The 650-nt window shown below is 43.4% G+C and carries 2 tRNA genes and 1 rRNA gene; all 3 read left to right on the top strand.

Annotation, left to right across the window (positions count from 1 at the left end):
• Positions 1–69: ribosomal RNA gene (locus AC5O63_RS22355) — 16S ribosomal RNA — on the top strand; the annotation flags it as partial.
• Between the two features lie 66 nt (positions 70–135).
• Positions 136–212: transfer RNA gene (locus tag AC5O63_RS22350), tRNA-Ile, on the top strand.
• A 43-nt stretch (positions 213–255) separates the two neighbouring features.
• A tRNA-Ala gene (locus AC5O63_RS22345) sits at positions 256–331 on the top strand.
• The last annotated feature ends 319 nt before the right edge of the window (positions 332–650 follow it).

Below are 650 nucleotides of genomic sequence, written 5' to 3'. Positions count from 1 at the left end.
TGGTTCATGACTGGGGTGAAGTCGTAACAAGGTAGCCCTAGGGGAACCTGGGGCTGGATCACCTCCTTATACGATGATTATTGCGATGAGTGTTCACACAGATTGATATGTTTATACACGTTAAGAGACGATACTGGGTCTGTAGCTCAGGTGGTTAGAGCGTTCGCCTGATAAGCGAGAGGTCGGTGGTTCAAGTCCACTCAGACCCACCAATCTTCCTCCCAGAAGAATTGGCACACAGTATCAACACCTGATGGGGCTATAGCTCAGCTGGGAGAGCGCCTGCCTTGCACGCAGGAGGTCAGCAGTTCGATCCTGCTTAGCTCCACCATCTTTAAGTGTTTTCTCAATAGAGAATATTTAAAAATGGTTTCGAAAGAAATCTAGCTCTTTAACAATTTGGAAAGCTGACGAATAACAACAATCCCCATCTCTATGAGATGCGTTGTTATTCAATTAAAAGTTCTCAAATCCTAATTCTTTGAATTAGGTACCAACACACATTCAAGTGTTCTTGGAAACATCCTTGTGATGTTTATATTTGAGTCCGGCAAAATCGTGTCTGCACATGTATAAAAATGCAGACAACTTTGGTTGTTTAAACAGAAGACCCTTTGGGGTTGTATGGTTAAGTGACTAAGCGTACACGG

It is taken from the genome of Vibrio sp. SCP2 (assembly GCF_059295395.1).
Note: the sequence above shows the minus strand (reverse complement) of the source record. Positions and strands in the feature narration are given on the sequence as shown.